The sequence below is a fragment of the Rhodococcus sp. MALMAid1271 genome, assembly GCF_049195265.1.
Classification (GTDB): domain Bacteria; phylum Actinomycetota; class Actinomycetes; order Mycobacteriales; family Mycobacteriaceae; genus Rhodococcoides.
Genome location: NZ_JBMIRQ010000083.1, coordinates 101,819 through 126,976 on the forward strand (window position 1 = coordinate 101,819; position 25,158 = coordinate 126,976).

A 25,158-nucleotide genomic window follows, 5' to 3' on the forward strand; every position below is an offset into this window, starting at 1 on the left:
CGTCGGCGAGCAGTAGTGCGCTGATCGCGCCCTGCCGAGGCCGCCCGGCCTCACTCCGGAACGAGTGTGAACCGCTCGAGTACCACCTGCGTGTTCTCGCCGACGGTGAAGTGTGGGTCGCCCAGTTCTTCGCGGACCTCCGTCGAATGCCAGAACTGCTCATGCCCGGCTCGCCATTGCGCTACGTCGGCGTAGCCCTCACCCTCGTCGAGGGCGTGCTGCAGCGAAACATCTTTCAGTGCAACGATTTCTACCGAGATCGTTTCGACTACCGCGACCGTATTTCCTGCCGAGTCCACCACCGCACCGCGGTCGCCGACTCGCGGCAGTGCCTCATCCCGGTACTGAACCAACAGGCTGGCCGTGGTGGTCTTGGCACCGGACAGAACAGCCGCAATCAGGGTCTCTCGCAGCGGGCCAGGGTAGGCGAATTCGACGATCGGAAGTTCGGTGGCATCATATTTCGAGATCGGCCCACACCAGTCGGTGGTCCGACGGGTGCTCGGGTAGATCCGGCCAGTACACCTGCGAATCGATCACCGTCAGGTCGTCCGAGGGAAGCACGTAGTCCACGCGCAGGTCTCCCGGCGTCGGATCGGCGAAATCGGCTGTGTCCGTGCCGTGTCCATCGGACGTGGGGGCCGGGTCCTGTACTCGTGGTAGATCGAGAACCTGCGCGATGGCTCCCTCGACGGAGTCGCCGTCGACCGGGTCGCTGTTCTGATCGCCCAGCATGACGAACGACGCGCCCTCGTCCAGTCCGCCGCGCACGCCCTTGTCGTCGTAGAGGTAGTCCGCGCCGGAGATGTAGTCGGCACTGAGCCGGATCTCGTCGTGATTGCGCTTGCCGTTGCGGTCTTCCGGTCCGTCGAAGGACGGGGGAGTGGGGTGCGAGGCCAGTACATGCAGAGTCCGGCCGTTCACGACGATCGGCACGTCCCAGTGCGATTTACTGGACAGTCGCAGCGCATCGGAGTCATCTCCGTAGTAGTCACGTGGCAACAGTGAATCCGGCATGTCCTTCCACAGAAAGTTCTGGAACGTGCGCACCGAATCTGTGTCGATCGGATACTTCGAGAACACCACCATCCCGTACTGACCTGGGAACTGTCCGAATCCCCAGGCATCGCCCGGGCCGCCGAGTTCGCCGTCCTGGTCCAGGTCCAGTCCCGAGTCCACACCGGTGTTGACGGGCGCGGTGTACCAGTACGGGTACTGGTTGTCGAGATAGTTCTCGCCGAACAACCTCGCCGCATCGTCACCCGAGTAGTCGAACTCGTTGATCAGCAACACATCCGGCGAGTGTGCGGCGATGGTGTCGGCCACTGCGCGCGCCTGTGCGTTCTCGCCGGCCAGATCGGCCACCAACTGGCCGGCCTCGGGTCGATTGAGACTTGCGTTGAACGTTGCGACCCGGATGCTCGTCCTCTCGTCGGAGGCGCGTCCGCCGGCGGGGGAGACGTCTGTCGCCGAGCAGCCTGCGGCAGCGACGGTGAGGGCAACGGCAGTGAGGGCGACGGTGACGGTCACAAGTCTCGGCATTTTCACGTTCGTCACCGTAGATACGGCAAGCGAACACGAGGTAACAAATTAACAAGCAGTCGTGCTTGCTTTTTTCTCGACCCTTTGTGAAGCTGAACCCATGGCAGACCTCCACTCCCTCGTCGACGATCTGCGCGCCGAGGGCGACGACCTCGATGCGCTCGTGGGCGAACTGACTTCCGAGCAGTGGGCGACACCGACCCCCGCTGCAGGCTGGACCATCGCCCACCAGATCGGCCACCTGTCCTGGACGGATCACGTCGCGGAACGAACCACGTCCGCGGCCTCCGGCGATACCGAGGCCGAAACAGAGTTCGGCGTCACGCTGAAGAAGGCATGGGAGGACCCCACCGGCTTCGTCGACGCCGCCGCCGAGGAGGAATCCCGGAATCCGGACCTGTTGAGCACCTGGCGTACCCGACGCCGCGCCATGACCGAGGCCCTGACACAGGTCCCGTCCGGAACCAAGATCGCGTGGTTCGGACCCCCGATGAGCGCCGCCTCGATGGCCACTGCCCGGTTGATGGAGACCTGGGCACACGGACAGGACGTCGCCGACGCGCTGGGGATCACGCGCACTGCCACCGACCGGATCCACGGTGTTGCCCACATCGGCGTCCGAACAAGAGATTTCGCCTATGTGGTGAACCAGCAGGCTCCGCCGAGCGAACCGTTCCGGATCGAGCTCACCGCACCGTCGGGTCAGCTCTGGGCCTGGGGGCCCGAGAACGCCTCTCAACGTGTCCTCGGCCCCGCCCTGGACTTCTGCCTTCTCGTCACCCAGCGCGCACATCGCGACAACCTCGACCTCCAGGTCGAAGGAGCCGATGCACTGCACTGGCTCACCATCGCCCAAGCCTTCGCAGGCCCTCCCGGAGTAGGACGAGAGAAAGCATGACAGTCCGTATCGGCAACTGTTCCGGCTTCTACGGAGACCGGATCTCCGCGATGCGCGAGATGCTGGAGGGCGGTGAACTCGATTACCTCACCGGTGACTACCTTGCAGAGCTTACGATGCTCATTCTCGGCCGCGACCGGATGAAGGACGCGACTCGCGGCTACGCCAAAACCTTTCTGCGCCAGGCCGAGGACTGTCTGGGTCTGGCCCTGGACAAGGGCGTCAAGATCGTGGCGAACGCCGGCGGACTCAATCCGCGGGGCCTCGCCGAGGCATTGAACAAGCTCGACTCCGGCGCGAAGATCGCCTACGTAGACGGCGACGATCTCCTCGATCGTGCTGCCGAGCTCGATCTCGGAAGTCCACTGACTGCCAATGCCTATCTCGGCGCGTGGGGAATCGTGGAATGCCTGAACTCCGGTGCAGACGTCGTCGTGACGGGCCGCGTCACCGATGCCAGCGTGATTGTCGGGCCTGCAGCAGCACACTTCGGTTGGGCCCGCACCGATTACGACGCCCTGGCTGGAGCAGTCGTCGCCGGGCACGTCATCGAGTGCGGAACACAGGCCACCGGTGGCAACTATTCGTTCTTCACCGAGATCGCGGACATGTCTCGACCGGGCTTTCCGATCGCGGAAATTCACCGTGACGGCTCGAGCGTCATCACCAAGCACGAGGGCACCGGCGGCGCGGTCAGCGTCGGCACCGTCACCGCTCAGTTGCTCTACGAAATCACCGGCGGACGCTACGCGAACCCCGATGTCACCGCGCGAATCGACTCGGCGATCCTGACTCGAGAATCGAGCGATCGCGTGTCGATCACCGGGGTGAGCGGAGAGGCACCGCCGCCCACCTACAAGGTCTCCCTCAACGCACTCGGTGGCTTCCGCAACGAATTCACGATGGTCCTCACCGGTCTCGACATCGAAGCCAAAGCCGCACTCGCGCAGCGTCAGTTCGAGTCCTGGCTGTCCAACCGGCCGGCCGAGCTGGACTGGACTCTGGTGCGCACCGACAAGCCGGACGCCGAGACCGAGGAGACGGCCAGCGCGCTGCTGCGCTGCGTGGCCCGCGACAGCAACCCCGACGTAGTCGGACGTCAGTTCTCATCGGTGGCAATAGAACTCGCACTGGCCAGCTATCCGGGATTCTCGGTGACCGCGCCGCCGGGAAACGGAGCCCCGTACGGGGTGTTCACCGCCGGCTTCGTCGACGCGGCCGAGATCGCACACGTCGCGCATTTCGCCGACGGCACCGACAGCGTCATCGCCCCGTCGCCACAGACCCGAGCACTGGAGGAACTCGAACAGCCAGCGCTGCCCACACCCAGGCCACACGAACCCACCATCCGAGCTCCACTCGGAATCCTCGCCGCTGCGCGAAGCGGAGACAAAGGCGGCAGTGCCAACGTCGGGGTCTGGGTGCGCACCGAGGATGAATTCGCCTGGCTGGTACATGCATTGACGATCGACACTCTGAAGAAGATGCTGCCCGAGGCCGAGCCGCTGACCGTAACCCGGCACGTGCTGCCGAACCTGAAGGCGGTGAACTTCGTCATCGACGGCATCCTCGGCCAAGGCGTCGCATCACAGGCGAGATTCGATCCACAGGCCAAGGGGCTCGGTGAGTGGCTGCGGTCACGGCACATCGAAATTCCCGAAACGCTTGCTTACAGCTCAGGAGTGGAGCCTGCGGAACGACCCGGCGGCTCAGGAGTGGAGCCTGCGGAACAACCTGATAAGAAGGGAGAACTCGGATGAGTATCTGGACGACGCCCGAGCGTCTGCAGCTCCGAAAGACCGTCCGCAGTTTCGTGGAGCAGGACATCGCGCCGTATCTGAATCAGTGGGAGAACGACGGCGAGATTCCGCGTGAGCTGCACAAGAAGGCCGCAGCGCTCGGTTTGATCGGAGCCGGGTTTCCCGAGGAGGTCGGCGGCGACGGCGGGGATCTCGCCGACGCCGTGGTGATCTGCGAGGAGATGCACCAGGCCGGTGCCTCGGGTGGTCTGTTCGCCTCACTGTTCACCAGCGGAATCGCCCTGCCGCACTTGATCGCAGCGGGTGATGCCGATCAGATCGAGAAGTGGGTACGGCCCACATTGGCGGGGGAGAAGATCGGTTCGCTCGCGATCACCGAGCCCGGTGGCGGCTCGGATGTCGGCCATCTCAGAACGAAGGCTGTCAGGGACGGCGAGCACTACCTCGTGAACGGGTCCAAGACGTACATCACCTCCGGCTGCCGAGCCGATTTCGTCGTCACCGCGGTCCGCACGGGCGGCGACGGTGCGGCCGGGGTATCACTTCTCGTCATCGAGAAGGGGACGCCCGGTTTCGAGGTCACCGGCAAGCTCGACAAGATGGGCTGGCGTGCCTCCGATACGGCCGAACTGTCGTTCGTCGACGCCCGGGTTCCGGTGCGCAATCTGGTCGGGGCCGAGAACAGTGGCTTCGCGCAGATCGCGCAGGCGTTTCTCACCGAGCGGATCGCGCTGGCCGCCCAGGCCTACGCCAGCGCGCAACGGTGCCTCGATTTGACGCTGCAGTGGGTCCGCGATCGTGAGACATTCGGAAAGCCGCTCATCGCACGGCAATCCGTGCAGAACACCGTCACCGAAATGGCGCGCAAGATCGACATCGCGCGGGTATATACCCGCGCGCTGGTCGAGCGGTCGATGCAGGAGAACCAGGACTTCATCGCCGAGGTCTGCTTCGCCAAGAACACCGCCGTCGAGTCCGGGGAGTGGGTGGCCAATCAAGCGGTGCAACTGTTCGGCGGACTCGGTTACATGCGTGAGAGCGAGGTCGAGCGGCAGTATCGGGACATGCGCATCCTCGGCATTGGCGGGGGCACCACCGAGATTCTCACCGGACTGGCAGCAAAACGATTGGGGTATCAGGCATGAGCGTGCTCGAGTCCACCCTCGACACCACTTCGGAGCAATTCGCTGTGAGTGTCGAGGCCATGAACACCAAGCTCGACGAGATCGACGCAGAGCACTCGAAAGCTCTGCTCGGCGGCGGCGAGAAGTACATCGAGCGGCACCGTAAGCGCGGCAAGCTGCTCGCCCGCGAACGTATCGAGTTGCTGATCGACGAGGACTCCGCGTTTCTCGAACTGTGCCCACTTGCGGCCTGGGGCAGCGATTTCCCGGTCGGGGCCAGCACTGTCATGGGGATCGGTGTGGTGTGCGGGGTCGAGTGTCTGATCGTCGCCAACGATCCGACGGTCCGCGGCGGAGCCAGTAATCCGTGGACCCTCAAGAAGGGATTCCGCGGCAACGACATCGCAACCCAGAACCGACTTCCGGTCATCTCCCTGGTCGAGTCCGGCGGTGCCGATCTGCCGACACAGAAGGAGGTGTTCATCCCCGGTGGGCGCATGTTCCGCGACCTGACGCAGCTCTCCGCGGCGGGCATACCCACGATTGCCCTGGTGTTCGGCAACTCCACTGCCGGTGGCGCCTACATCCCCGGCATGTCCGATCACGTCGTCATGGTCAAAGAGCGGTCCAAGGTTTTCCTCGCGGGCCCGCCTCTGGTCAAGATGGCCACCGGTGAGGACTCCGACGACGAGTCACTCGGCGGGGCCGAGATGCACGCTCGAAAGTCCGGTCTCGCAGACTACTTCGCCGTCGACGAGCAGGATGCCATCCGGATCGGCCGCAACATAGTGTCCCGATTGAACTGGAAGAAGAAGGGGCCCGAGCCGCGCGCCGAGGTCGTCGAACCGCTTGCGGACCCCGAGGATCTGCTCGGCATCGTCCCCACCGATCTGAAGATCCCGTTCGACCCACGCGAGGTCATCGCCCGCATCGTCGACGGTTCCGATTTCGACGAGTTCAAACCCATGTACGGAGGGTCGCTCGTCACGGGTTGGGCCCAGTTGCACGGCTACCCGATCGGCATCCTCGCCAATGCTCGCGGCGTGCTGTTCAGCGAGGAATCGCAGAAGGCAACCCAGTTCATCCAGCTGGCGAATCGGTCTGACACGCCACTTCTGTTTCTGCACAACACCACCGGATACATGGTCGGCAGAGAGTACGAGGAAGGCGGCATGATCAAGCACGGCTCGATGATGATCAACGCCGTCTCCAATTCGACAGTGCCGCACATCTCGATCCTGCTCGGTGCTTCCTACGGCGCCGGCCATTACGGTATGTGCGGCCGCGCCTTCGATCCACGCTTTCTCTTCGCCTGGCCGTCGAGCAAGTCCGCCGTGATGGGCGGCGCGCAACTCGCCGGTGTCATTTCCATCGTCGGACGGGCCGCCGCGGAGGCTCGCGGCCAAGCCTTCGACGCCGAGGCCGACGCAGGGCTGCGCGCCATGATCGAAGCCCAGATCGAAGCCGAGTCGCTGCCGATGTTTCTCTCCGGGCGCCTGTACGACGACGGCGTCATCGATCCCCGTGACACCCGTACGGTAGTGGGAATGTGCCTGTCGGCCATTGCATCTGCCCCGATCGAAGGCACCGCCAACTTCGGTGTCTTCCGGATGTGAGAGACATGCTGAACAGCATCCTGGTAGCCAACCGTGGTGAAATCGCTCGACGTGTCTTCACCACGTGCCGAGCCGAAGGAATCGACACCGTCGCGGTGTTCTCGGACGCCGATGCGAACTCCCCGCACGTACGGGAGGCCGACGCCGCCGTACGCCTGCCCGGCAACAGCTCGTCCGAGACCTATCTGCGCGGTGAACTCGTCATCGCCGCCGCGGTACAGGCCGGAGCCGACGCAGTGCATCCGGGATACGGATTCCTCTCCGAGAACGCCGATTTCGCGCAGCAGGTGCAGAACGCGGGCCTGACCTGGATCGGACCGCCCGTCAAGGCCATCGAACTGATGGGGTCCAAGGTCGAGTCGAAGAAGATGATGGCCGACGCAGGTGTGCCGGTGTTGACCCAGCTCGATCCCGCGTCGGTCACCGCGAACGAACTCCCGGTGTTGATCAAGGCCTCCGCTGGAGGTGGCGGGCGCGGCATGCGCATCGTGCGCAGCCTCGAGAACCTGCAGTCCGAACTCGAAGCGGCCGAGCGGGAGGCACTCTCGGCATTCGGTGACGGCACGGTATTCGTAGAGCGGTACATCGAGACCGGCCGGCACATCGAAGTCCAGGTGATGGCCGACCGATTCGGCACCGTGTGGACGGTGGGTGAGCGTGAATGCTCGATCCAACGCCGACACCAGAAGGTGGTCGAAGAAGCGCCGTCGCCGCTCGTCGAACGCATCGACGGTATGCGTGGGAAACTCTTCGAGGCGGCGAGACTGGCTACCGAGGCCATCGGCTACGAGGGTGCGGGGACCGTGGAATTCCTCGCCGACGACAGGGGCAACTTCTTCTTCCTCGAGATGAACACCCGTCTGCAGGTGGAGCATCCGGTCACAGAATGTACGACAGGTCTGGATCTGGTTGCGCTGCAGATTCGGGTGGCAGCGGGGCAGCGATTGCCTGCCGAGCAACCCACGACGCGCGGGCACTCCATCGAGGTTCGGCTCTATGCCGAGGATCCGGCTCTGGATTGGCAACCGCAGAGCGGTGCCGTGCACCGATTCGAGATCCCCGGCGCGCACTTCGAGGTGCTCACTCGTGCCGGGATCAGAGTGGACTCCGGGGTCGAGACGGGCAGTGTGGTGAGCACTCACTACGACCCGATGCTCGCCAAGGTCATCTCCTTCGCGCCGACGCGAGACCAGGCCGCGAACCTGCTGGCGAAAGCGCTGCAGCGGGCCACTATCCACGGCCTGAAGACCAACCGTGATCTGCTGGTCAACATTCTGCGGCATCCTGCATTCCTGGCGGGGGACACCGACACCGCGTTCTTCGACACCCACGGCCTCGATGTTCTGTCCCGACCGATTGCGCAGGGTCGCTCCGAACAGTTGTCCGTGCTCGCGGCGGCCCTCGCCGATGCATCGAGCAACAGGCAGCGGGCCCGTGTGAATGCGGGACTGCCCGCGGGGTGGCGAAACCTTCGATCGCAACCGCAGCGGAAGACCTACGACGACATCGTCGTCGAGTACTCGATCGGTCGCGGTGGTCTCACCTGCTCGGTGGACGGCGTGTCGTTGGACGATGTCGAACTCGTCGAGAACACTCCGATGTCGGTGACGCTCGACGACAGGGGAATTCGTCGCACCTTCGAGGTGCACAGCTACGGATCGGCTGTGTTCGTCGACTCCGCTCTCGGCCCGGTGCGGTTGGTTCGGGCACCTCGTTTCACCGACCCGGCAGACGAGGTGGCGGCCGGGTCGCTGTTGGCTCCGATGCCGGGCAGTGTCATCAGAGTTGCTGCAGCGCAGGGCGATACCGTCACGATGGGCCAGCCGATCCTGTGGCTGGAGGCCATGAAGATGGAACACACGATCACTGCACCCGCAGACGGTGTGCTCACCGAGCTCAACGTCCAGCAGGGTCAGCAAGTCGAAGTAGGGCAAGTTCTGGCAGTAGTAGGAGAGGAACAAGCATGAGTTTCATCGAAACCGAAGAGCAGAAGGGGCTGCGTCACGCGGTCTCGTCACTGGGCAAGCGGTACAACTACATCGACTACGTGTTGCCCAGAGCGCGCAAGGGCGAGCCGCTGACCGAACTGTGGAACGAGGCAGGCAAGCTCGGCTTCCTCGGCGTCAACCTGCCCGAGGAATACGGCGGAGGCGGCGCGGGCATCTACGAACTCGCGCTCGTCCAGGAGGAGTTGTCCGCGCACGGTGCCGGTCTGTTGCTCGTCGTCGTCAGCCCGGCGATCTGCGGCACCATCATCGGCAGATACGGCACAGCCGATCAGAAGCAGAAGTGGCTCACCGGCCTCGCCGACGGCTCCAAGATCATGGCCTTCGGTATCACCGAACCCGACGCCGGCTCCAACTCACATCAGATCACCACCACGGCCCGTCGCGATGGCGACGAGTGGGTGTTGAAGGGCAACAAGATCTATATCTCCGGTGTCGATCAGGCCGATGCGGTGTTGATCGTTGCACGCACCGAGGATTCCAAGACCGGCAAGCTCAAGCCCGCCCTGTTCATCGTTCCTACCGACGCGCCCGGTCTGCAGAAGACACAGATGGACATGGACATCGTCGAGCCCGATCACCAGTTCGTGTTGTTCCTCGACGACGTCCGCCTGCCCGCCGAGTCACTCGTCGGCGAGGCCGACGCCGCCCTGATGCAGCTGTTCGCGGGCCTGAACCCCGAACGCATTCTCGGTGCCGCGATGGCGATCGGCATCGGCCGGTACGCCATCGACGCCGCGGTGAAGTACGCCAATGAGCGCACGGTCTGGAAGGCACCGATCGGGGCGCATCAGGGACTGTCTCATCCGTTGGCGCAGTGCAAGATCGAGCTGGAGCTCGCGAAGCTGATGATGCAGAAAGCAGCTGTGCTCTACGACTCCGGCGACGATTTCGGTGCCGCCGAGGCCGCGAACATGGCCAAATACGCTGCCGCCGAGGCCAGCATCAAGGCGCTCGATCAGGCGATCCAGACCCACGGAGGTGCCGGTCTGACCAGCGAGTACGGCTTGGCGGCGCTGCTCGGGAACGCCCGTATAGCGCGTGTGGCACCGGTGAGTCGAGAGATGATTCTGAACTTCGTGAGCCAGCATTCGCTCGGACTGCCGAGAAGCTACTGATGGCGGTCACGTACGAGTTGGCAAGCGGGACAGCGTACGTGACGCTGGATTCGCCGGAGAATCGAAATGCGCTGTCCTCGGTGTTGGTCGAGGAGCTCACCGCCGGATTCACCGCGGCGGCGCAGGATCGAGCCGTCCGAACGATCGTGCTGGGTCACACAGGTACGACGTTCTGCGCCGGAGCCGATCTGCGCGAGGTCGGCTCGTCACCGGAACTTCGTACTCGGCAGATGCTCGACGTGATGCGGTTGATCATCGACACCCCGAAGCCCGTGATCGCACGCATCGATGGGCATGTGCGAGCAGGCGGCATGGGATTGGTCGCGGCCTGCGACATCGCAGTCGCCGGGCCGGAGAGCTCGTTCGCACTCACCGAGGTTCGCCTCGGTCTCGCCGCGTCGGTGATTTCCGTGGCCGTCCTACCGCGATTGTCATCGCGGGCCGCGAGTCGCTACTTTCTCACCGGCGAGACCTTCGACGGGGCCGTCGCCGAGGCCATCGGGCTGATCACCGCGGCCGAGGACTCGCCTACGGCTGCCGTTGCCGACTACACGACCATGTTCGGCAAGTGCTCGCCGCAGGGTCTGGCCGAGTCGAAGGGGCTCACCACAGCGGCGATCCGGCGCGAGATCGACGAGCGCGGGACGGCCGTGGCCGAGCAATCTGCCAGGTTGTTTGCATCGGACGAGGCCAGAGAGGGGATGATGTCCTTTCTGGAGAAGAGGTCCCCGTCCTGGGCGGCTCAGTAAGTAGAGGGAGATGGTGGTGGCGCGCGAACCCAAGCAGGACCGAAGCAGGGTGACGCGTCAGCGACTGCTGGAGGCGACGATCGACTCGCTCTCCGAGCAGGGCTGGGGCGCAACGACGGTCGGTGTGGTCGCCGAGCGCGCAGGCGTCTCCCGCGGCGCCACCCAACACCATTTCCCGACGCGTGAAGACTTGATCACCGGCGCACTCGAGTACATGTTCGACCTGCGAATGGACCACGCACGCCGCGAGGCACAGGACATCCCGCCGGGGCCGGGGCGGACGAAGCTCGTGGTGGAGCGGCTCGTCGAGTACTACACCGGTCCGATGTTCAAAGCGGCACTGCAGGTGTGGACGGCTGCATCGGCCGACCCGGAGCTACGCGATCGGATCGTGCCGCTCGAGGAACGGTTCGGCCGCCGGGCCCACAAGATGGCCGTCGAGAATCTCGGGGTGGACGACAACGATCCGGTCACTCACCGTCTCGTCCAGGCGACCCTGGATCTGGCCCGCGGTCTGGGTCTGGCCGATGTGCTCACCGACGATGCGCGGCGACGCGTCGAGATCGTCCGCACCTGGGCAGATGTACTCGACTCCTCGCTCAACGCCAGGGACACAGCTGGATCGATAGCGCTCTGATTCGCCCGGTCTGCAGCACCTGGCAACCTGTGCTTGAGTCTGGCTGGTGACTTCCGATACCGCTCGCGTGCACCGCGGCCACATCTTTCACGTCGCCGGCTCGCCCACGATGGTCGAGGCCGCGGCTGCGCTGGTGTCGATTCCCGATGGCGTCCTCGTCGTCGGCGATGACGGTGTCATCGAGTTCTGCGGTGAATTCGATTCACTTCCAAGTCGATTCGCTGACCTGTCGGTGGCCGATCATCGTCCGGGCTTCCTCCTGCCGGGATTCGTCGACACACATATTCACTTCCCGCAGACCTACGCCGGAGACTCGTACGGCGGCGGCCAGCTGCTCGAATGGCTGAACACGTGCATCTTCCCGTCCGAGTCCCGCTTCGCCGATCCCGAGTTCGCAGCCGCAGCGGCCAGGGACTTCTGTGCCGCACGCATCCGGGCGGGCACCACACAGGCGATGGTGTTCGGGTCGGCCTTCCCTCATGCGCAGGATTCGCTGTTCTCCGAGACGAGCAGGCACGGACTACGCATCGTCAGCGGTCGCGGAGTCCAGACCACCGGCCCGTCGTCCGCCCAGGCCCTGATCACCAGCGAGAACGAGGCCATCCGGCTGGTCTCGGAGGAGATCGAGAAGTGGCACGCTGCAGATACCGGCGACGTCGACACGGCCATGCTGCACGTGGCCGTCGTACCGAGGTTTTCGCTCTCGGTCACCACGCAGACGCTGAAGAATCTCGGTGACCTCTACGATTCGGTGCGAACGCGAGGTGTCTACTTCCACACGCATCTGAACGAGAACAACCGGCCGGGCACCGGCGAGATCGACGCCACCAAGGCCGCGTATCGAGTGGACAACTATCTCGACACCTACGACGGCAAATTCCTGCCCGGTTCGCAGGTCGGCGGCAAGAGCTTCCTCGGCAAGCGCAGCATCCTCGCTCACGCCGTCCACTGTCAGGACGCCGAGTTGGCACGGATGGCCGAGACCGGTACATCCATCGCGCACTGTCCCACCTCCCAGCAATTTCTCGGCTCGGGCACGATGCCATGGAAACGAACCGTCGCCGCGGGGGTGAACATCGCCATCGGATCCGATTTCGGCGGCGGCGACGAATGGCTACTGCCGCAGGTGCTCGCCGACGCATTCAAAGTGCACATCTCCGAGGCCGGAGACGCGGGGCTGTCCTTGCATCCGGCCGAGCTGTTGTTCACCGGAACTCTCGCCGGTGCCCGCGCGCTGGACATGGAGAGCCGAATCGGCAACTTCGACGCCGGCAAGGAAGCAGACTTCGTCGTGGTCGATCCGAACGCGTGGCCGAACTTGGCGGCGGCCATCGATCACGGCGTACGCGCCGAGGATCCAGAGCTGGCTCGGGAGCAAACGCTGTTCGCACTCTTGATGGCCATGCGCGAGCCCGCCATCGTCGGCGTGTATGTCCGAGGACGCGCCGTGCACGGCACATGACTCGGGGATCATCCGATTGATAGGTTCACAACGACACCCGAACTTCGGCACCGAACAGCAGGCGAAGGACGACATGAAGCGAGTGGCAGTGGTCATCACCGCAGTCGCCGCTCTGGTCGCCGGGTGCGGCGGCGAGGGCGACACCGCGTCCTCGTCCGCAGCCACGGACACGACCACCACCGCGGCGTACGAGCCCGGCCCCTTCTTCGGTGAATGCGGATCGATCTCCGATGCCGAGGTGCAATCCGCGTTCGGAGTGGGTCCGTTCGGGCAGATCACCCGTAACTCCGTCGGCTGCCAGTGGGAAACCGTGGGCTTCAGCGGTCCCCGCATCAGCTTCTCCTGGTACCGCGGCAGCCCGATCGGACGCGAACGTGCCGGTTCCGAGCTGATCGGTCGGCCCGCGAAGGACATCTCGATCGACGGCAACCCCGGGTTCGAGGCCGAGCAAGGACCCTTGTGCGAGATCGGTGTGCAGTTCGGCGACGACTTCATTCACTGGTCGATCACCTATTCCGACTCACCGGTGGTGCGGCCGCCCTGCGAGGTCGCGAACGAACTGGCGAAGCTGACCGTGGAGCGCAAGCAATGAGCACCAGACGTGTGATTGCCGCCGCAGCGACGCTGTTGCTTGCCGCAGGCTGCTCCCAGACCGTCGAGGGGACAGCCCGGCCTGCCGCGTTCGGTGGATCGGGTGGTGAAGAATTCACCAAGTTGTTGACCGAGTGCGATGCCGTCACCGACGACCAGATCCTCGACGCCACCGAGGCCGAGGACATCGCCCGGGGGTTCTTCGGGGCAATATGTCGGTGGGATCTCATCGGCTCCGCCGGTACCGTGAAGGTGACGTTCAACTGGTTCGAGTACGGCACCCTGGCCGCCGAGCGAGCCGCCGACGAGAAGATGAACTACACCGTCAGCGACACAACTGTCCAGGGCCGCAAAGCAATCCAGACGCAACGGCCGAACGATTCGGCGTCGTGTGGGGTTTCCGCGGGTGCGGATCGCTCGGGCATATTCGGGTGGTGGGTGCAGTATCAGCCGGACGTCGCTCATCCCGACCCCTGTCAGGCCGCGACCAAGCTCGCCGACCTCACTCTCAATCTGAGCCGGTAGCTCGAGCGGTCACAGCAGGGGTGTTTTGACCCGAGGCGACGCCGCCGGGTATCGTTATGGGTCGTGTCCGGCATGGCCGGAACGTTTGTGTGCCTATGCGAGGTACAGCCGTGCGCACGTTCGAGTGAAAGAGCGCGCAACCGGCTGGACGTGTGGGGGTATGCGACACACCCGACCGCGGGGTGCAAGAGACCCGCAGAAGTAGTACTGGAGCAGCAGCGGTACCGGGTGAGGAGCAGTGTTCTCTTGCTCCAACTGCTAGATCCCTGTTTATCGACACGAAGAAAGCCGGTTTATGCCAACGATCAACCAGCTGGTCCGTAAGGGACGCACCGACAAGGTCGCGAAACTGAAGACCGCTGCCCTCAAGGGCAGTCCCCAGCGCCGTGGTGTGTGCACTCGCGTGTACACCACCACCCCCAAGAAGCCGAACTCCGCTCTCCGTAAGGTCGCGCGTGTTCGCCTGACCTCCTCGGTCGAGGTCACCGCATACATCCCCGGTGAGGGTCACAACCTGCAGGAGCACTCGATGGTGCTCGTTCGCGGTGGTCGTGTGAAGGACCTCCCGGGTGTGCGTTACAAGATCATCCGCGGCTCGCTCGACACCCAGGGTGTCAAGAACCGCAAGCAGGCTCGCAGCCGCTACGGAGCCAAGAAGGAGAAGAGCTGATATGCCACGCAAGGGCCCAGCACCCAAGCGGCCGCTGATCAACGACCCGGTCTACGGATCGCCGTTGGTCACGCAGCTCGTCAACAAGATCCTCCTCGACGGCAAGAAGTCGACCGCAGAGCGCATCGTCTACCAGGCGCTCGAGCAGGTTCGCGAGAAGACCGGCAGCGATCCCGTCGTCACGCTCAAGCGTGGACTGGACAACGTCAAGCCGGCCCTCGAGGTTCGCAGCCGTCGCGTCGGTGGTGCCACCTACCAGGTGCCCGTCGAGGTTCGTCCCGGCCGCTCCACCACGCTGGCACTGCGCTGGCTGGTCACGTTCTCGCGCGCTCGTCGTGAGAAGACCATGGTCGAGCGTCTGGCGAACGAGTTGCTCGACGCCAGCAACGGCCTCGGTGCCGCTGTGAAGCGTCGCGAGGACACTCACAAGATGGCCGAAGCCAACAAGGCGTTCGCCCACTACCGCTGGTGATCTCCTCGCTCCGGTGGTGCTCGGAACTATCCGATACCGCCGGAGCGTTGATCAGCTCAGGCAATACCTCTTCCAACACCAAGGCGGGTTAACTCGTGGCACAGGACGTGCTGACCGACCTCAACAAGGTCCGCAACATCGGCATCATGGCCCACATCGATGCCGGCAAGACCACCACTACCGAACGCATCCTCTTCTACACCGGTATCTCCTACAAGATCGGTGAAGTTCACGATGGCGCAGCCACCATGGACTGGATGGAGCAGGAGCAGGAGCGTGGCATCACGATCACCTCTGCTGCCACGACGTGCTTCTGGAACGACAACCAGATCAACATCATCGACACCCCCGGTCACGTCGACTTCACCGTCGAGGTGGAGCGCTCGCTCCGCGTCCTCGACGGCGCTGTCGCAGTGTTCGACGGCAAAGAAGGTGTCGAGCCGCAGTCCGAGCAGGTGTGGCGTCAGGCCGACAAGTACGACGTGCCGCGTATCTGCTTCGTCAACAAGATGGACAAGCTCGGCGCTGACTTCTACTACACCGTGCAGACCATCGTCGATCGTCTCGGTGCCAAGCCGCTGGTCATCCAGCTGCCCATCGGTGCAGAGAACGAGTTCGAGGGCGTCATCGACCTCGTGCAGATGAAGGCGCTCGTGTGGAGCGGCGAGACCAAGCTCGGCGAGAAGTACGAGATCCAGGAGATCCCGGAACACCTCAAGGAGCGCGCAGACGAGTACCGCACGCAGCTGCTCGAGACCGTGGCCGAGTCCGACGAAGCGCTTCTGGAGAAGCACTTCGAGGGCGAAGAGCTCACGATCGAGGAGATCAAGGGCGCCATCCGCAAGATGACGGTCAACAGCGAGCTGTACCCGATTCTGTGTGGATCCGCGTTCAAGAACAAGGGCGTTCAGCCCATGCTCGACGCGGTCATCGACTACCTCCCGTCACCTCTCGACGTTGCCGAGACCGTCGGTCACGCCGTCGGCGACGAGGAGACCGAGCTCACTCGCAAGCCGTCCGCGGACGAGCCGTTCGCCGCTCTCGCGTTCAAGATCGCGACACACCCCTTCTTCGGCAAGCTGACCTACGTCCGGGTGTACTCGGGCAAGGTCGACTCCGGTGCTCAGGTCATCAACTCGACCAAGGGCAAGAAGGAGCGTCTGGGCAAGCTCTTCCAGATGCACTCCAACAAGGAGAACGCGATCGCGACCGCGTCCGCCGGTCACATCTACGCCGTCATCGGCCTCAAGGACACCACGACGGGTGACACGCTCTGCGATCCGCAGAACCAGATCATCCTCGAGTCCATGAGCTTCCCGGACCCGGTCATCCAGGTCTCGATCGAGCCGAAGACCAAGTCCGACCAGGAGAAGCTGGGAACAGCTATCCAGAAGCTCGCCGAAGAGGACCCCACCTTCTCGGTCAAGCTGGACGAGGACACCGGCCAGACGGTGATCGGCGGCATGGGCGAGCTCCACCTCGACATCCTGGTCGACCGCATGCGTCGCGAGTTCAAGGTCGAGGCCAACGTCGGCAAGCCGCAGGTCGCGTACCGCGAGACCATCCGCAAGACGGTCGACAAGCACGACTACACGCACAAGAAGCAGACCGGTGGCTCCGGCCAGTTCGCGAAGGTCATCATCAAGCTCGAGCCTTTCGAGGGCGAAGACGGCGCGACCTACGAGTTCGAGAACAAGGTCACCGGTGGTCGAGTGCCCAGGGAGTACATCCCCTCGGTCGACGCAGGTGCTCAGGACGCCATGCAGTACGGTGTTCTCGCCGGATACCCCCTGGTCAACGTCAAGGTCACACTGCTCGACGGTGCGTACCACGACGTCGACTCGTCGGAAATGGCCTTCAAGGTCGCCGGCTCACAAGCGTTCAAGGAAGCCGCCCGCAAGGCCAGCCCCGTCATTCTCGAACCCGTCATGGCCGTCGAGGTCATCACGCCCGAGGATTACATGGGTGAGGTCATCGGCGACCTGAACTCCCGCCGTGGTCAGATTCAGGCCATGGAGGAACGCAGCGGTGCCCGTATCGTCAAGGCACTGGTTCCGCTGTCGGAGATGTTCGGCTACATCGGAGACCTTCGGTCGAAGACACAGGGCCGCGCTAACTACTCCATGGTCTTCGATTCGTACGCAGAGGTTCCCGCGAACGTGTCGAAGGAAATCATCGCGAAGGCGACCGGAGAGTAACTCTCTCCCGGCTGCTGGACCACGCTCGACCTGTAATAAGTAACAACACATACGCGTGCGTGCCCCACGGGGCCACGCACAGATCAGTCCAGGAGGACACAGTGGCGAAGGCGAAGTTCGATCGGACGAAGCCGCACGTCAACATCGGCACCATCGGTCACGTTGACCACGGTAAGACGACGCTGACGGCTGCAATCACGAAGGTTCTGCACGACAAGTTCCCGGACCTGAACGAGGCATCGGCTTTCGATCAGATCGACAAGGCTCCGGAGGAGAAGGCTCGTGGTATCACGATCAACATCTCCCACGTCGAGTACCAGACCGACAAGCGCCACTACGCGCACGTCGATGCACCGGGTCACGCCGACTACATCAAGAACATGATCACCGGCGCGGCACAGATGGACGGCGCAATCCTGGTCGTGGCAGCCACCGACGGCCCGATGCCGCAGACCCGCGAGCACGTGCTGCTCGCTCGCCAGGTCGGCGTGCCGTACATCCTGGTCGCACTGAACAAGGCCGACATGGTCGACGACGACGAGATCATCGAGCTCGTCGAGATGGAGGTCCGCGAGCTCCTCGCTTCGCAGGAGTTCGACGAGGACGCACCGGTGGTCAAGGTGTCCGCTCTCAAGGCCCTCGAGGGTGACGAGAAGTGGGGCGAGTCGGTCATGGAGCTCATGCAGGCCGTCGACGATTCCATCCCGGACCCGGTTCGTGAGACCGACAAGCCGTTCCTCATGCCCGTCGAGGACGTCTTCACCATCACCGGCCGTGGCACCGTGGTCACCGGACGTATCGAGCGCGGCTCGGTCAACGTCAACGAAGAGGTCGAGATCGTCGGCATCCGCCCCGGCTCGACCAAGACCACCGTCACCGGAATCGAAATGTTCCGCAAGCTGCTCGACTCGGGTCAGGCAGGCGACAACGTCGGCCTCCTCGTTCGTGGCATCAAGCGCGAAGACGTCGAGCGTGGACAGGTCATCATCAAGCCCGGCACCACGACTCCCCACACGGAGTTCGAGGGCAACGCCTACATCCTGTCCAAGGATGAGGGTGGCCGCCACACGCCGTTCTTCAACAACTACCGCCCGCAGTTCTACTTCCGTACCACGGACGTTACGGGCGTCGTGACCCTCCCCGAGGGCACCGAGATGGTCATGCCCGGTGACAACACCGAGATGTCCGTCACGCTGATCCAGCCGGTCGCCATGGACGAGGGCCTGCGTTTCGCAATCCGTGAGGGCGGTCGTACCGTCGGAGCCGGTCGCGTCACCAAGATCATCAAGTGATCTAGCTTCACCAGCTGTACCGAAAGCGGCACTCACCCGACAGGGTGGGTGCCGCTTTTGCGTGCGTGCGGCTCCGCCGCCCGCGTCAATGGACCCTTGCACCGCCCAGACGTATGCAGTGGTTCATTCACGCGGAGGGGGCGGCAACCGCGCCGCTATCCCCCAGTGGGTGAATGAACCCTTGACGCGGTCAGACGTATGCAGTGGTCCATTGACGCGGCCCGAGGCGGCACACGAAAAATAGGACGCATCGGACGCGGCGGTCCCGTAACGTCGCTGCGGTGCTACTGACCGTGACTGCAAATGCCACAACCGATTTCCCGGACGCCTCCGAGATCGGGTATTTGTTGCACAAGCACCCCGATCGCGTGCAGAGCTGGAACCTGCCGATGGGCACCACGACCGTGCTGTATCCGGAAGTCTCGGCTCAGCGGACCACCGTCGCAGTCCTGTTGAACGACGGTGCCGCGTCCGGATTGGCCGTCGCCCTGTCACGACTGTTCAAGCAGACGCGGGCAGGCGTGTGCAGTACCCGGCCTGAATTGGTCTCTACTGCAATGGATCTGACGATCTCGATGCCGTCCGCGCCGTCACGTGGTTCCGCTGATCTCGCGTCACGGATGTTCGGTCCGTTGGGCTGGACGGTAGACGCGAGGCCCATTCCGCTCGATCCGACGCAGCCGACGTGGGGCGACTCCGAGTACATCGACCTCGTTCTCACCGGCACCTTCACACTGTCTGCCGCACTGCGGCACCTGTATGTTCTGCTTCCGGTCCTCGACGACGGGAAGCACTACTGGGTGGGTGAGGACGAGGCCGACAAACTCGTTCGAGTAGCAGGGGATTGGTTGGGAGATCACCCGGAGTCATCGCTCATCTCCTCCCGATACTTGGCGCATCGCCGCGAACTGGTGGCCTCGGCGCTGGATCGACTCGTGCCCGACGCGCCGCAGGACGACGTGGCCCCGAGGGATCCGACGTTGGCCGAGCAGAGAGTGCACGCTGTATTGGCCGCCCTGGCCGAGTCCGGCGCGAGATCGGTGATCGATCTCGGCTGCGGTGAGGGGCGTCTACTTCGGGACTTGGTCGCACACAGCACCTTCGAGCGTATTCTCGGTGCCGACGTGAGTGACCGGGCGCTTGCCAAGGCGCACCGGCGGCTACGTCTGGACGAGATGGCCGATCGGCAGCGGTCACGGATCGAACTGATCCAGTCTTCGGCGACGTATCGCGACGTCCGATTGCAGGGATTCGATGCGATGGTGCTCATGGAGGTGATCGAGCACGTCGATCTCGCGAGGCTTCCGGCATTGGTGCGTTCGGTGTTTTCTCAGGCACGTCCGCGAACGGTTCTGGTCACCACACCCAACTCCGAATACAACGTGTTGTATCCCGGCCTCGAAGCGGGATCTTTCCGTCACGTCGACCACCGCTTCGAGTTCACCCGCGCGCAATTCGAGCAGTGGTCTGCGGCGGTGGCGGGTGATCATGCCTATGCGGTCCGCGTCGAGGGAATCGGGCCGCGCGATCCGAATCACGGAACCCCGACCCAGATGGCAGTATTCACCAGAGAGGAGCAGTCCGAGTGAGTACCTTCGAGATTCCGGATCTGTCCCTCGTCGTTCTGATCGGTATCAGCGGCTCCGGTAAGTCGTCCTTCGCCGCGGAGCACTTCGGTCCGTACGAGGCAGTGTCCAGCGATGCCTGCCGGGGCATGGTGAGCAACGACCCCAATCTGCAGAGCGCGACCAAGGACGCGTTCGCGCTGTTGGAGTTTCTCGTCGCAACCAGGCTTCGCGCCGGTTTGCTCACCGTCGTCGATGCGACCAACGTTCAACCAGCCGCGCGCAAAGCGCTGATCGCGCTGGCACGTGACCACGATGTGCTTCCGGTCGCCGTTGTACTCGATGTGCCCGAATCGGTGTGTGCGCAGCGCAATGCCGAGCGAAGCGACCGAACTTTCGGCCGCGATGTATTGCGACGCCAACACTCCCAGCTGCAGCGCTCGATGCGTGGGCTGGCCAAGGAAGGTTTTCGGACGGTCCACGTACTGAGCGGTGTCGATGCGGTGGCGTCGGCGCAGTTCGTTCGCACGCCGCTGCGCAGTGATCGACGAGACCTGACCGGACCGTTCGATGTTGTCGGTGATGTTCACGGCTGTCTGTCCGAGCTCGAAAGCCTGCTCACTGCACTCGGATACACGCTCATACGGGATGGAGTAGGCAGATCCGTCGGTGCGACGCCGCCGGACGGTCGAACCGCGGTGTTCGTCGGCGACTATGTCGATCGCGGACCGGCTTCGGTGGGTGTCCTACGGCTGGTGATGGGAATGGTCGATGCAGGAGCGGCATTGGCTGTTCCTGGCAATCACGAGAACAAGCTCGTCAAGGCACTGCGGGGGCGGAAGGTGACGGCCTCGCACGGTCTCGCCGAGACGCTCGAACAGCTCGACGGCGAATCGGAGGAGTTCCGCCGGGAGGTTCTCGAGTTCTGCGATGGTCTGGTCGCGCACGTGGTGCTCGACGGCGGCAAGCTCGTCGTCGCGCACGCCGGACTGATCGAGAAGTACCACAACAGGGCGTCGGGCAGGGTTCGGAGCTTTGCTCTGTACGGAGACACCACGGGCGAGACCGACGAGTTCGGCTTGCCGGTGCGGTATCCGTGGGCGCAGGACTATCGGGGCTCGGCAACGGTGCTGTACGGGCACACTCCGGTGCCGGAAGTGGAGTGGGAGAACAACACTGCGTGCCTCGACACGGGGTGCGTCTTCGGTGGCAAGCTCACGGCACTGCGCTATCCGGAGCGTGAGATCGTTTCGGTTCCGGCCGAGAAGGTCTGGTACGAGCCTGCGCGACCGATGGGCGCGTTCACGCGTGATGCTGCGTCGCTCGATCTGTCGGACGTGATCGGCCCGACGGGGGTGGAGACATCCCTGCGTGGACGCGTGTCGGTACGTCCGGAGAATGCCGCTGGCGCACTGGAGGTGATGAGTCGGTTCGCGCTGGCTCCTCAGTGGCTGCACTATCTGCCGCCGACGATGGCTCCGAGCGGAACATCGATGCGCGAGGGCTATCTCGAGTATCCGACGGAGGCGTTCGAGGCGTATCGCGCGCTCGGTGCTTCGACGGTGATCTGCGAGGAGAAGCACATGGGCTCGCGGGTGGTCGTGGTGGTGTGTCGAGATGCAGACACCGCTCGGGAGAAGTTCGATGCCCCGGAGGGAGTGCTCGGCACTGCGTACACGCGGACTGGTCGTCCGGTGTTCGACGAGTCGCTCACCGGCGAGCTGATCTCGGGGGTGTCCGACGCGGTCGAGAAGGCCGGTGTGTGGGAGGAATTGGCCGCGCGCTGGCTTGTTCTCGACTGCGAACTGATGCCGTGGTCCGCCAAAGCGGAGGGCCTGATCAAGACCGAGTACGCCGCGGTTGCAGCGGTGTCTCGGGCGAATCTCGGGGCCGAGGCGGCAGTGCTGGCATCGGCCGGATCGCGCGGTCTGGATGTGCAGGAGTTGCAGGACCGGAACACCGTTCGGCACAAGAACTTGGGTGAGTACACCGCCGCGTATCGGCGATACGTCTGGCATACCGACGGGCTCGACGGAGTTCGGATCGCGCCGTTTCAGGTACTGGCGTCGAACGTCGAGACGTATGCGGATCGTCCGCACACGTGGCACCTCGACGTTGCCGACCGCTTGGTGGCAGCAGATCCCGGGTTGTTCGCCACCACCGGTCGAATCGAGGTCGATCTGTCGAGGCCGGATTCGGTTGCGGCAGGGGAGAAGTGGTGGGAGGAGTTGACGGCGCAGGGCGGAGAGGGGATGGTCGTCAAACCGGCAGCCAACGCTCCACGCGGAAAGATGCAGCCCGGCATGAAGGTTCGCGGCCGAGAGTACCTGCGGCTGATCTACGGTGCCGATTACACCGACCCGGATCGACTGACTGCACTGCGCAACCGAAACGTGGGGCACAAGCAGTCGATGGCCCTGCGTGAATACGCGCTGGGAATGGAAGCGCTGGATCGCTCGGTGCGAGGTGAGCCGCTGTATCGCATCCACCAGGCGGTGTTCGCGGTCCTGGCACTGGAATCGGAGCCGGTGGACCCGCGACTGTAGCTGCCGCATGCATTACTCTTCGGCGATGACCATCAGAGTCGTTGTGTCCGTGGAAACGAAGGCCGGTCTCGGCGAACGTCAGGTTCAGGCGTTCGCCAAGCTGGCACCACTGGTTCGAGCGGAATCGGGTTGCCTCCGGTACGACCTGCATCGGGTCGTCGGCTCCGAGGAAAAGTTCGTGATACTCGAACACTGGGAGTCGGCGGAGGCCTTGGCGGCCCATGCCGAAGCCCCACACATGCGCGACGCGGCTGCCGTGAACAAGGAGTTCCGGGCTGGTCCAGCCCAGGTGTTGGTCATCGACGGTGTGGCAGTCCGTTAGACCGCGAGGGCAACGGCACTAGTTTTTGGGCGACGAGAACGGAGTGATTCCGGCACTGATCGGTGCCGCGATTGCAGCTACCCCGATCGACGCCGAGAAGGTCTGCGAGTCCAGCATCAGAGCGCCGGCAAGTCCGCAGGCAGCGACAACGATGCCGCATCCGATCAGCAGTGCCGATCCAACAGCGGCGTGTAGCAGGCCGGTTCGATCGCGGTTATGACGGGCATTGAGCCAGATCATCGTCCCGGTGGTCGCGAACACCAGGGGGACGTAGAAGTAGACCGAACTGTCACCCAGTTTCGAGGCGAAGGCGGCAATCACCAGCACCGCCCCGAATGCCACCGGAACGGTGAGAGGCATTCCGCCGGAGCATCGCTCGAATCTGCTACGCGTCGATGCCGTCATGGATCCACCGTAACGTGACGTCAAGTCCGTTTGTCGATGTGCAGTTGGACGCGTGTCGCCACATCTGCGCCGCCCAGAGACCGTGCCACGAACGCGGCGCAAGACTCGGCGTCCGTCGTGAAAGCAACTACATCGAAATCTGCTGCAGCATAGACCGACACAGCGACTGTGGGTATTCCCCGATCATCGATCGCCGTTCCCTTGGCTCGTCTAACACCGGGGAACTCGGCCAACTCTGCTGCGACGCCGGAGGCGATGGCGCTCAGGTCCGCGTGCGCCGAGAAGTGGGGCTCCTCGATGACGCTTGCTGTTCCCGTCGTGCGCGGAGAGAAGTTGCCGATCAACATCAGCAGTGCAACGACAACTGCGACGCAGACGACCACGGCCAGTGTCGGCACCCACCAGCTCTGTTCCGGTAGGGCGGCGATTCGTGCACGGTCGAAGCGAGAGAGCCACTCTCGCGCCCACGGGGCGTCGTAGTGCCAGGCAAGCGTGAAGCTACCTCCCGCGATCAACCCCAGCCCGGCCACGACCGCGAGCAGTCGATCGACTCCGGCGACGAACGTCTTCATCACGACACCCTCGTCGGAGCCGTCACCGAATGCTTCACCGTCAGACGCCGGCCACCGGAGACGACGGACAGTACCGAAGCAAGTGCGTCGCGCACTGCGGCGTCCACGCTCGTGGCGTCGACGGCCCCGTCACGCTCGACGCGTACGTCGATCTTCCTGCGTGTGACGACGGTGTGGGCGTCCACGACTGCGCGGGTGGACTGCGCTGCAGCACTGCACAATCGAGCGATATCGGTCGGCGTGGCCCAGACCGTCGACGCGGACTCGCCCAGGCCGGAATGAGTCCTCGTTCGCGGCTTGACCCCGACGAACACCAGAAGCAACCCGAGGACGACGGCAGCGATTGCGGCGGCGATCATCCAACTCTGCCAGTGCAATCGGGCGATCCAGGACACGGCCTCGGCGATCCACGGGCTACCGCCGAGGTGGCCGCGCGCGATGAGAAATTCCCGTCCCGCGAGGAACGCGGCAGCGAGGAGGGCGAACCCGAACAACAGGGCGACCGGCATCGCGGCCGGCCCAGCAGTGGGTGGACGAGGTGGGATCATCGGCGAAGCAACGTCTTTCTCGGGAACTCGCTCAGCACGATGCAATACGGTGTCCGAGACCAGAACGTTGACCCGATGCACATCCAGCCCCGTCATCGTTGCCAATGCTTCCTCGACGCTGGCGTGCACGGACGCGGCCACCTCCGTGATCTGCGATGGCCACCTCACCCCGATGTAGAGGTTCACTGCGATCGTGTCCTCACCCAGTGTGACGTCGGCCCGTGGAAGTTCTCGGCCGGTCAGTCGCGAGAGACCACCGGTGGTGCGGGTGACCCGCGGATCCTGCAAAGCGGCAGCGATGGCGGTACGGGAAATAGCTCGGTCCTTGATCTCGAGGCTGCCGCGCGTCTCGAGATCCTTGCCGACCTCGTCGGATGCAGCCTGCGTCGTCACCGCGAGTCCTTCGTGCCGGTCGTGGCTCGCTCGGGTGCGGCTCACGCTCCACAACTGTAGTGATGACCGACCGCAGGTGCCGCCGTGGGCGTAATCGTTCCTGGCATACTGCGACGGTGTCGGAAATTGTGCGGGTGACCGCAGCGG

At 64.0% G+C, this 25,158-nt stretch carries 23 protein-coding genes; 18 read left to right on the forward strand and 5 right to left on the reverse strand.

Annotated features, from left to right (window positions below; all coding sequences use genetic code 11):
• Positions 1-50: 50 nt before the first annotated feature.
• Positions 51-533, reverse strand: coding sequence for an ASCH domain-containing protein (locus ACOQFP_RS12185; protein ID WP_421584481.1), 483 nt, complete (start codon positions 531-533; stop codon positions 51-53).
• Positions 457-1,542, reverse strand: a complete 1,086-nt coding sequence (locus tag ACOQFP_RS12190) for an endonuclease/exonuclease/phosphatase family protein (protein WP_421584482.1) — start codon at positions 1,540-1,542, stop codon at positions 457-459. The genes ACOQFP_RS12185 and ACOQFP_RS12190 overlap by 77 nt, the downstream gene beginning before the upstream one ends.
• 100 nt (positions 1,543-1,642) lie before the next feature.
• Between ACOQFP_RS12190 and ACOQFP_RS12195 the strand changes: the two genes are divergently transcribed.
• From ACOQFP_RS12195 to ACOQFP_RS12280, 18 genes are all read left to right on the forward strand, one after another.
• Positions 1,643-2,440 carry a TIGR03084 family metal-binding protein gene (locus ACOQFP_RS12195; RefSeq protein ID WP_421584454.1) on the forward strand — a complete coding sequence of 266 codons (798 nt, stop codon included), beginning with the start codon at positions 1,643-1,645 and terminating at the stop codon, positions 2,438-2,440.
• On the forward strand, positions 2,437-4,200 hold the full coding sequence (locus ACOQFP_RS12200; protein WP_421584455.1) for an acyclic terpene utilization AtuA family protein: 1,764 nt from the start codon (positions 2,437-2,439) through the stop codon (positions 4,198-4,200). Before ACOQFP_RS12195 ends, ACOQFP_RS12200 begins: the two co-directional genes overlap by 4 nt.
• Positions 4,197-5,345: an acyl-CoA dehydrogenase family protein gene (locus tag ACOQFP_RS12205; RefSeq protein WP_206486717.1), complete on the forward strand. Its 1,149-nt coding sequence runs from the start codon at positions 4,197-4,199 to the stop codon at positions 5,343-5,345. Before ACOQFP_RS12200 ends, ACOQFP_RS12205 begins: the two co-directional genes overlap by 4 nt.
• Positions 5,342-6,940 carry an acyl-CoA carboxylase subunit beta gene (locus tag ACOQFP_RS12210; protein ID WP_206486718.1) on the forward strand — a complete coding sequence of 533 codons (1,599 nt, stop codon included), beginning with the start codon at positions 5,342-5,344 and terminating at the stop codon, positions 6,938-6,940. Before ACOQFP_RS12205 ends, ACOQFP_RS12210 begins: the two co-directional genes overlap by 4 nt.
• 5 nt (positions 6,941-6,945) lie before the next feature.
• A complete protein-coding gene (locus ACOQFP_RS12215) occupies positions 6,946-8,907 on the forward strand; it encodes a biotin carboxylase N-terminal domain-containing protein (RefSeq protein WP_421584456.1) in 1,962 nt (653 codons plus the stop codon).
• Positions 8,904-10,064 carry an acyl-CoA dehydrogenase family protein gene (locus tag ACOQFP_RS12220; RefSeq protein ID WP_421584457.1) on the forward strand — a complete coding sequence of 387 codons (1,161 nt, stop codon included), beginning with the start codon at positions 8,904-8,906 and terminating at the stop codon, positions 10,062-10,064. Before ACOQFP_RS12215 ends, ACOQFP_RS12220 begins: the two co-directional genes overlap by 4 nt.
• Positions 10,064-10,813, forward strand: coding sequence for an enoyl-CoA hydratase family protein (locus ACOQFP_RS12225; RefSeq protein WP_421584458.1), 750 nt, complete (start codon positions 10,064-10,066; stop codon positions 10,811-10,813). The genes ACOQFP_RS12220 and ACOQFP_RS12225 overlap by 1 nt, the downstream gene beginning before the upstream one ends.
• A gap of 16 nt (positions 10,814-10,829) precedes the next feature.
• Positions 10,830-11,450, forward strand: coding sequence for a TetR/AcrR family transcriptional regulator (locus tag ACOQFP_RS12230; RefSeq protein ID WP_421584459.1), 621 nt, complete (start codon positions 10,830-10,832; stop codon positions 11,448-11,450).
• 46 nt (positions 11,451-11,496) lie between these two features.
• A complete protein-coding gene (locus tag ACOQFP_RS12235) occupies positions 11,497-12,912 on the forward strand; it encodes a guanine deaminase (RefSeq protein ID WP_421584460.1) in 1,416 nt (471 codons plus the stop codon).
• A 73-nt stretch (positions 12,913-12,985) separates the two neighbouring features.
• Positions 12,986-13,504 carry a DUF3558 domain-containing protein gene (locus ACOQFP_RS12240; RefSeq protein ID WP_421584461.1) on the forward strand — a complete coding sequence of 173 codons (519 nt, stop codon included), beginning with the start codon at positions 12,986-12,988 and terminating at the stop codon, positions 13,502-13,504.
• Positions 13,501-14,028, forward strand: a complete 528-nt coding sequence (locus tag ACOQFP_RS12245) for a DUF3558 domain-containing protein (protein ID WP_341244584.1) — start codon at positions 13,501-13,503, stop codon at positions 14,026-14,028. Before ACOQFP_RS12240 ends, ACOQFP_RS12245 begins: the two co-directional genes overlap by 4 nt.
• Positions 14,029-14,323: 295 nt before the next feature.
• Complete coding sequence (rpsL, locus tag ACOQFP_RS12250) at positions 14,324-14,698, forward strand: 30S ribosomal protein S12 (protein ID WP_008714048.1); 375 nt, start codon at positions 14,324-14,326, stop codon at positions 14,696-14,698.
• Between the two features lies 1 nt (position 14,699).
• Positions 14,700-15,170, forward strand: a complete 471-nt coding sequence (gene rpsG, locus ACOQFP_RS12255; RefSeq protein WP_206486725.1) for a 30S ribosomal protein S7 — start codon at positions 14,700-14,702, stop codon at positions 15,168-15,170.
• A 95-nt stretch (positions 15,171-15,265) separates the two neighbouring features.
• A complete protein-coding gene (gene fusA, locus ACOQFP_RS12260; protein WP_206486726.1) occupies positions 15,266-17,368 on the forward strand; it encodes an elongation factor G in 2,103 nt (700 codons plus the stop codon).
• A 101-nt stretch (positions 17,369-17,469) separates the two neighbouring features.
• Positions 17,470-18,660 carry an elongation factor Tu gene (gene tuf, locus ACOQFP_RS12265; protein ID WP_206486727.1) on the forward strand — a complete coding sequence of 397 codons (1,191 nt, stop codon included), beginning with the start codon at positions 17,470-17,472 and terminating at the stop codon, positions 18,658-18,660.
• A 293-nt stretch (positions 18,661-18,953) separates the two neighbouring features.
• Entirely contained in the window at positions 18,954-20,249 is a 1,296-nt protein-coding gene (locus ACOQFP_RS12270; protein ID WP_421584462.1) for a 3' terminal RNA ribose 2'-O-methyltransferase Hen1, read from the forward strand.
• Entirely contained in the window at positions 20,246-22,771 is a 2,526-nt protein-coding gene (locus ACOQFP_RS12275) for a polynucleotide kinase-phosphatase (RefSeq protein ID WP_421584463.1), read from the forward strand. The genes ACOQFP_RS12270 and ACOQFP_RS12275 overlap by 4 nt, the downstream gene beginning before the upstream one ends.
• Before the next feature lie 25 nt (positions 22,772-22,796).
• A complete protein-coding gene (locus ACOQFP_RS12280) occupies positions 22,797-23,093 on the forward strand; it encodes a putative quinol monooxygenase (protein WP_421584464.1) in 297 nt (98 codons plus the stop codon).
• An 18-nt stretch (positions 23,094-23,111) separates the two neighbouring features.
• On the opposite strand, the gene ACOQFP_RS12285 is transcribed toward ACOQFP_RS12280, so the two are convergent.
• Genes ACOQFP_RS12285 through ACOQFP_RS12295 form a run of 3 tightly spaced genes read right to left on the reverse strand, consistent with a single transcriptional unit; the run spans position 23,112 to position 25,056 of the window.
• A complete protein-coding gene (locus ACOQFP_RS12285; protein ID WP_421584465.1) occupies positions 23,112-23,498 on the reverse strand; it encodes a hypothetical protein in 387 nt (128 codons plus the stop codon).
• A 20-nt stretch (positions 23,499-23,518) separates the two neighbouring features.
• The gene (locus tag ACOQFP_RS12290) at positions 23,519-24,070 is read right to left on the reverse strand and encodes a hypothetical protein (RefSeq protein ID WP_421584466.1); all 552 of its coding nucleotides are present in this window, start codon (positions 24,068-24,070) and stop codon (positions 23,519-23,521) included.
• Complete coding sequence (locus ACOQFP_RS12295; RefSeq protein WP_421584467.1) at positions 24,070-25,056, reverse strand: Asp23/Gls24 family envelope stress response protein; 987 nt, start codon at positions 25,054-25,056, stop codon at positions 24,070-24,072. The genes ACOQFP_RS12290 and ACOQFP_RS12295 overlap by 1 nt, the downstream gene beginning before the upstream one ends.
• Positions 25,057-25,158: the final 102 nt, after the last annotated feature.

Coding starts and splice junctions, on each gene's coding strand:
- ACOQFP_RS12190 (WP_421584482.1), bottom strand. CDS start 1,542: ATGCCGAGACTTGTGACCGTCACCGTCGCCCTCACTGCCGTTGCCCTC.
- ACOQFP_RS12195 (WP_421584454.1), top strand. CDS start 1,643: ATGGCAGACCTCCACTCCCTCGTCGACGATCTGCGCGCCGAGGGCGAC.
- ACOQFP_RS12200 (WP_421584455.1), top strand. CDS start 2,437: ATGACAGTCCGTATCGGCAACTGTTCCGGCTTCTACGGAGACCGGATC.
- ACOQFP_RS12205 (WP_206486717.1), top strand. CDS start 4,197: ATGAGTATCTGGACGACGCCCGAGCGTCTGCAGCTCCGAAAGACCGTC.
- ACOQFP_RS12210 (WP_206486718.1), top strand. CDS start 5,342: ATGAGCGTGCTCGAGTCCACCCTCGACACCACTTCGGAGCAATTCGCT.
- ACOQFP_RS12215 (WP_421584456.1), top strand. CDS start 6,946: ATGCTGAACAGCATCCTGGTAGCCAACCGTGGTGAAATCGCTCGACGT.
- ACOQFP_RS12220 (WP_421584457.1), top strand. CDS start 8,904: ATGAGTTTCATCGAAACCGAAGAGCAGAAGGGGCTGCGTCACGCGGTC.
- ACOQFP_RS12225 (WP_421584458.1), top strand. CDS start 10,064: ATGGCGGTCACGTACGAGTTGGCAAGCGGGACAGCGTACGTGACGCTG.
- ACOQFP_RS12240 (WP_421584461.1), top strand. CDS start 12,986: ATGAAGCGAGTGGCAGTGGTCATCACCGCAGTCGCCGCTCTGGTCGCC.
- ACOQFP_RS12245 (WP_341244584.1), top strand. CDS start 13,501: ATGAGCACCAGACGTGTGATTGCCGCCGCAGCGACGCTGTTGCTTGCC.
- rpsL (WP_008714048.1), top strand. CDS start 14,324: ATGCCAACGATCAACCAGCTGGTCCGTAAGGGACGCACCGACAAGGTC.
- rpsG (WP_206486725.1), top strand. CDS start 14,700: ATGCCACGCAAGGGCCCAGCACCCAAGCGGCCGCTGATCAACGACCCG.
- ACOQFP_RS12280 (WP_421584464.1), top strand. CDS start 22,797: ATGACCATCAGAGTCGTTGTGTCCGTGGAAACGAAGGCCGGTCTCGGC.
- ACOQFP_RS12285 (WP_421584465.1), bottom strand. CDS start 23,498: ATGACGGCATCGACGCGTAGCAGATTCGAGCGATGCTCCGGCGGAATG.
- ACOQFP_RS12290 (WP_421584466.1), bottom strand. CDS start 24,070: ATGAAGACGTTCGTCGCCGGAGTCGATCGACTGCTCGCGGTCGTGGCC.